Annotated in this window: 4 protein-coding genes and 1 pseudogene; all 5 read left to right on the top strand. The window is 62.9% G+C overall.

Annotation, left to right across the window (positions count from 1 at the left end):
- Positions 1-220 (top strand): annotated as a pseudogene (locus RSB01_RS13510) (16S rRNA (cytosine(1402)-N(4))-methyltransferase); the annotation flags it as partial.
- The gene (locus RSB01_RS13505) at positions 217-666 is read left to right on the top strand and encodes a cell division protein (protein WP_332591279.1); all 450 of its coding nucleotides are present in this window, start codon (positions 217-219) and stop codon (positions 664-666) included. The pseudogene RSB01_RS13510 and the gene RSB01_RS13505, both read left to right, overlap by 4 nt.
- A complete protein-coding gene (locus tag RSB01_RS13500) occupies positions 663-2,450 on the top strand; it encodes a penicillin-binding protein 2 (RefSeq protein WP_332625671.1) in 1,788 nt (595 codons plus the stop codon). Before RSB01_RS13505 ends, RSB01_RS13500 begins: the two co-directional genes overlap by 4 nt.
- A complete protein-coding gene (locus tag RSB01_RS13495) occupies positions 2,447-3,907 on the top strand; it encodes a UDP-N-acetylmuramoyl-L-alanyl-D-glutamate--2,6-diaminopimelate ligase (protein ID WP_332591507.1) in 1,461 nt (486 codons plus the stop codon). The genes RSB01_RS13500 and RSB01_RS13495 overlap by 4 nt, the downstream gene beginning before the upstream one ends.
- Positions 3,900-5,001: UDP-N-acetylmuramoyl-tripeptide--D-alanyl-D-alanine ligase (murF, locus tag RSB01_RS13490; RefSeq protein WP_332625670.1), on the top strand; the 1,102-nt coding region annotated here is incomplete at its 3' end. The genes RSB01_RS13495 and murF, both read left to right, overlap by 8 nt.

The raw sequence follows: 5,001 nt of genomic DNA, 5'->3' as shown, positions 1-5,001 counted from the left end.
AAACTTCCTGCAGGAACGCACGGGCAATATGCCGGGCGGATCGCGCCATGCGCCGGTGGCCGTGGATACGCGCCAGCCGACCTTTGCCTTGCAGTTCAAGGGCGCACAGGCCGCAACCGAAGAAGAGAGCGCCGCCAATCCGCGCGCCCGTTCGGCCAAGCTGCGCGCGGCGGTCCGTACATCGGCACCGGCGTGGAAACTCGGGGGAGGGCGCAAATGAACCCTGTCCTTGCGTCCCTGAAGCGTTTGTTTGACTGGCGTGTGCGCGGTGTGCGCGTGATCGAACTGGTGTCTGTGGTCTGCCTCGCGGCTGTGATGGTGTCGGTCTATATCGTCAAGACGGCTGCCGCCCGCGAAAGCACCGAAATCAGCTCGATCGAGCGCGAGATCGGCGAGAACGAAAAACGCGTGCGCCTGTTGCGGGCCGAAGCGACCCGTCTGGAGCAACCGGCCCGTCTGGAAGCGCTTTCGCGCCAGTTTGGCCTTGAGCCGGTCAAGGTTCAGCGCCGCGCCGACGAAGACGGTCTGGCAAAAATCGCTGCCGAGCATCAGCCCCCCGCACCGGTTGTGACCGCGACTGTTCCTGCGGCGCCGGCTGCTGTGCCGGCTGTTCAAGTCCCTGTTCAAGCTTCTGTTCAAGCTTCTGGCCAGGAAGGTCAGCCATGAGCGTTCACGATCACCGCGATATGAACTGGGGCCGTCCGGCACCCAGTATCAAGGCTCCGGCACTGGATGGTCTGGCAGCCAAGATCGGCAACCGCGTCGGTGCGCTGGTATGGGATGTCGAGAACGCTTACGGGCGCGCCCGTAGCCATGATCGCGCACAGGATGATCCGCGTTTCCGCATCTTTTTGGTGATGGCGGCCTTCGCGCTGGTGTTTGTGGTGCTGATGGGCGGCGCATCCTATGCGGCGCTGTTTGCCGACAAGGGCCGTGTGGGTTACGGCAGCAGCCGTCCGATGCTGACGCGTGGCGATCTGGTCGATCGCAACGGCCTGTTGCTGGCGACCAATATCACCCATTACGGCCTCTATATCGACCCGCGCGAAGTGTGGGATGTGAACGTGGCCCGCGAGCGGATTCTGGCGGCTCTTCCGCGCGTTTCCAAGAACAAGCTGGACCGCGTCCTGTCGGGCGAGCGTCGCCTGATCGTGGCCACCGGCCTGACCCCGCACGAAAAAACAGCCATCCATGATCTGGCTCTGGGCGGCGTGACGTTCGAGCCTGAAGACCGCCGCGTTTATCCGCTGGGCGCTTCGGCATCGCACCTGCTGGGCCGTTCGGATACGGGCGGGCAGGGTGTGTCGGGCGTTGAACTGGCGTTTGACCGTGAGATCCGCAATGCGGGTATGGGCGGCGACGACTTCCCGATCTCGATCGATATGCGTGTTCAGGGCGTGGTCGAAAACGAACTGGCGGCGGCTGTCGCCGAAGCCAATGCCAAGGCCGGTATTGCGGTCGTTGCCGATGTGCAGACGGGCGAGATTCTGGGTATGGCCTCGTACCCGACCTATGATCCGAACAAGCCGGTCACCGCGGGCAATGATGCCACGCTGAACCGTGTGACCTCGGCCCACTATGAAATGGGCTCGATCTTTAAAGCCTATGCGATTGCCGCCGGTGTCGATACAGGCCGTGCCGACCGTGGCACCCTGTTTGATGCCTCCAAGCCGTTCTTTATTGGCAATCGCCGCATCACCGACTTCCACGCCAAGAACAAGGTGATGACGCTGGAAGAAGTCTTCCTGCACTCGTCCAATATCGGCACGTCCAAGCTGGCGGTCGAAATGGGCGACGAGGTCATGCGCGACTATTTCAAGCGTCTGGGCCTGCTGGATGCAGCACCGATCGAACTGCGTGAAAGCGCCCGTCCGACCTATCCGCAGAAATGGGGCGACTCGACGCTGGCTTCGCTGTCGTTCGGTTACAGCATCATGAGCACCCCGCTGCAGACCGTCGCCGCCTATGGCGCGCTGACCAATGGTGGCCGCTATGTTGCCCCGACCCTGCGTCGTGGCGGCAACCGCAATGCCGAAACCCGTCAGGTCATCTCGCCGGAAACCTCGGCGGTGATGCTGGAACTGATGCGCGGCAATGTGGCCCGTGGTTCGGGTGGCCGTGCCAATGCACCGGGCCTGCGCGTCGGGGGCAAGACCGGTTCGGCCAACAAGCTGGTCAATGGCCGCTATGACCCGACCGTGGCTGTCGGCTCGTTTGCGGCGGTATTCCCTGCCGATGGTCCGGTGAATGCCAAACGCTATTCGGTCTTCGTTCTGATCGACGAGCCGGGTCATTATCCGCGTACAGGCGGCTTTGTGGCTGCTCCGGCCGTGGGCCGTATTGCCGACCGTATCGCCGAGTTCCTTGGCGTAGCGCGCAAGGATGACCGCTGGTTCACCTCCACGGGCGAACGTATCCCTCAACCCAAGACCGAGGGTCCTGCCCAGTGAGCGCCCAACGTCTGTCAGAATTGCTGAACCGCGATCTGGCGTCCGATCCTGAAATCACCTCGGTCACGTCCGATAGCCGCAAGGTCACGCCGGGCGCGCTGTTTGTCGCCCTGCCGGGTACGAATGCCGACGGTCGCAACTTTATCCATCAGGCGCTGTCGCAGGGCGCAGCGGCGGTTTTGGCACCAAACGATACGCCGACCGATGCCGCACCTCTGCTGATCGGTTCGGGCGATGTGCACCGCGCCTATGCGATTGCGGCGCGTGCGTTTTACGGTGCCCAGCCCAAGAACTGCGTTGCCATCACCGGCACCAACGGCAAGACCTCGGTGGCGAACTTCTGCCGCCAGATCTGGGCGGGCATGGGCTATAAGTCGGCCAGCATGGGCACGCTGGGTGTCGTCGGCCAAAAGGGCGACAAGACCTACGCCCTGACCGGCCCCGGCCTGACCAGCCCCGATGCCGCGGAGGCTGCGCGCCTTCTGGCCGAACTGGCCCGTAAAGAAGTGACCCACCTCGCGCTCGAAGCGTCCTCGCATGGTCTGGACCAGCGCCGTCTGGACGGCGTGGCGATCAAGGCGGCGGGCTTTACCAATCTGAGCCAAGACCATCTCGACTATCACGCGACGATGGAAGAATACCGTGCGGCCAAGCTGCGCCTGTTTGAAACCCTGCTGCCGCGTGGCCGTACAGCGGTTCTGAACGCAGACTCGGATGCCTATTCGGCCTTTGCCTCGTCGGCCATTATGGCGGGTCTGGGTGTGATGGGCGTAGGCGAGCGCGGTCGTGATCTGACATTGGTCCAGCGTCGTCCGACGCCGGAAGGCCAGCGTCTGGTGATCGATGTGCGTGGCCGTATGCACGACATCCTTCTGCCGCTGGCTGGCGGCTTCCAGGCTTCCAACGCGCTTGTCGCGGCGGGCCTGTGCATTGCCGGTGGCGAAGATGCCGACAAGGTTATTCCGGCCCTTGAAATGATCGAGGGTGCGCAAGGCCGTCTGCAACGTGTTCAGGCCCATTCGAACAAGAGCGGCGAGGTCTATGTCGACTATGCCCACACGCCGGATGGTCTGGAGACGGTGCTGAATGCGCTGCGTCCGCACGCGACGGGTCGCCTGATCGTGGTGTTCGGGGCCGGTGGCGATCGCGACCGTACCAAGCGTTCTCTGATGGGCGCGATTGCGGGGCGTCTGGCCGATGTAGCCATTGTCACCGACGATAATCCGCGCTCGGAAGATCCGGCCTTTATCCGTTCGCAGGTCAAGGAAGGCTGCCCCGACGCCAAGGAAATCGGCGACCGCCGCGAAGCCATCCACTACGCTATTGGTATGATGCGTGAAGGAGATGTGGTGGTGATCGCCGGAAAAGGGCATGAACAGGGCCAGATCGTCGGCGGTGTGGTCCATCCGTTTGATGACGTCACCGAAGCAAGCCTTGCCCTGAGCGAAAATGCCTGATCTTGAAAAGCCGCTGTGGACTGCCGAAGCCATTGCCTCGGCCGTTGGCGGTAAACTGGAAGGTGCCGACGCAGATGTCGGCGGCCTGACTTACAATTCCCGTGAAATCCGGTCCGGTGACCTGTTTCTGGCGCTGAAGGGTGCCCGTGACGGTCACGAGTTTGCACAGGCGGCTTTTGACGCCGGTGCCGCCGTGGCGCTGGTCGAGCATCCGGTCGAGGGCGGGGCCTATGTGGTTGTGCCCGATACCTTAAAAGGGCTGGAAGACCTGGGGGCTGCTGCGCGTGACCGCAGTGCCGCCAAGCGCGGTGCCGTAACGGGCAGCGTCGGCAAGACCAGCGTGACCCAGGCTATCAAGGCCGGTCTTGATCTGGCGGGCAAATCGCATGCCTCGATCAAGAGCTATAACAATCATATCGGTGTGCCGCTGACCCTGTCGCGCATGCCAGCTGATACCGAGCGTGCTGTGTTTGAAATCGGCATGAACCATCCCGGCGAGATCGGCCCGCTGTCGCAACAGGTGCGCCCGCATGCGGCCTGTGTGACCACGGTTGGCCCTGTGCACATCGAAGCTTTTGCCGATGGCGAGGCCGGTGTGGCGCGTGAAAAAGGCGCGATCTTTGAAGGTCTGGTTGAAGGCGGTGTGGCCGTCATCAACGGCGATAACGCCTATGCCGACATCGTCAAACAGGCTGCACGCGATGCGGGCGCTGTTCTAAAGATTTTCGGCACCGGCGAGGATGCCGATGCGCGTCTGCTGTCATTTGATGCCGATCCCGAAGGTGCCACTGTGGTTGCCGAGATAGAGGGGCAGCGTCACGCCTATCGTCTGGCCCAGTCGGGTGTGCATTGGGGCCTGAACAGCCTGTGCGTGATCCTGATGCTGCGGGCGCTGGATGTGTCGCTGGAGACGGCGTTCGAGGCTCTGGCCGATTTTGCCCCTCTGGCCGGTCGCGGGGAAACCAGGTGCGTGGCCCATATGGGTGGTCATTTCACCCTGATCGACGAGAGCTACAACGCCAATCCGCTGTCGATGAAGGCCGGTTTCATCAGTCTGGGCGCCCGTCCTATTGCCCATGGCGGCAAGCGGGTTG

The sequence above is a fragment of the Brevundimonas sp. genome (assembly GCF_036659295.1).
Taxonomy (GTDB): Bacteria; Pseudomonadota; Alphaproteobacteria; order Caulobacterales; family Caulobacteraceae; genus Brevundimonas.
This window is presented reverse-complemented; position numbering and strand designations above follow the sequence as displayed.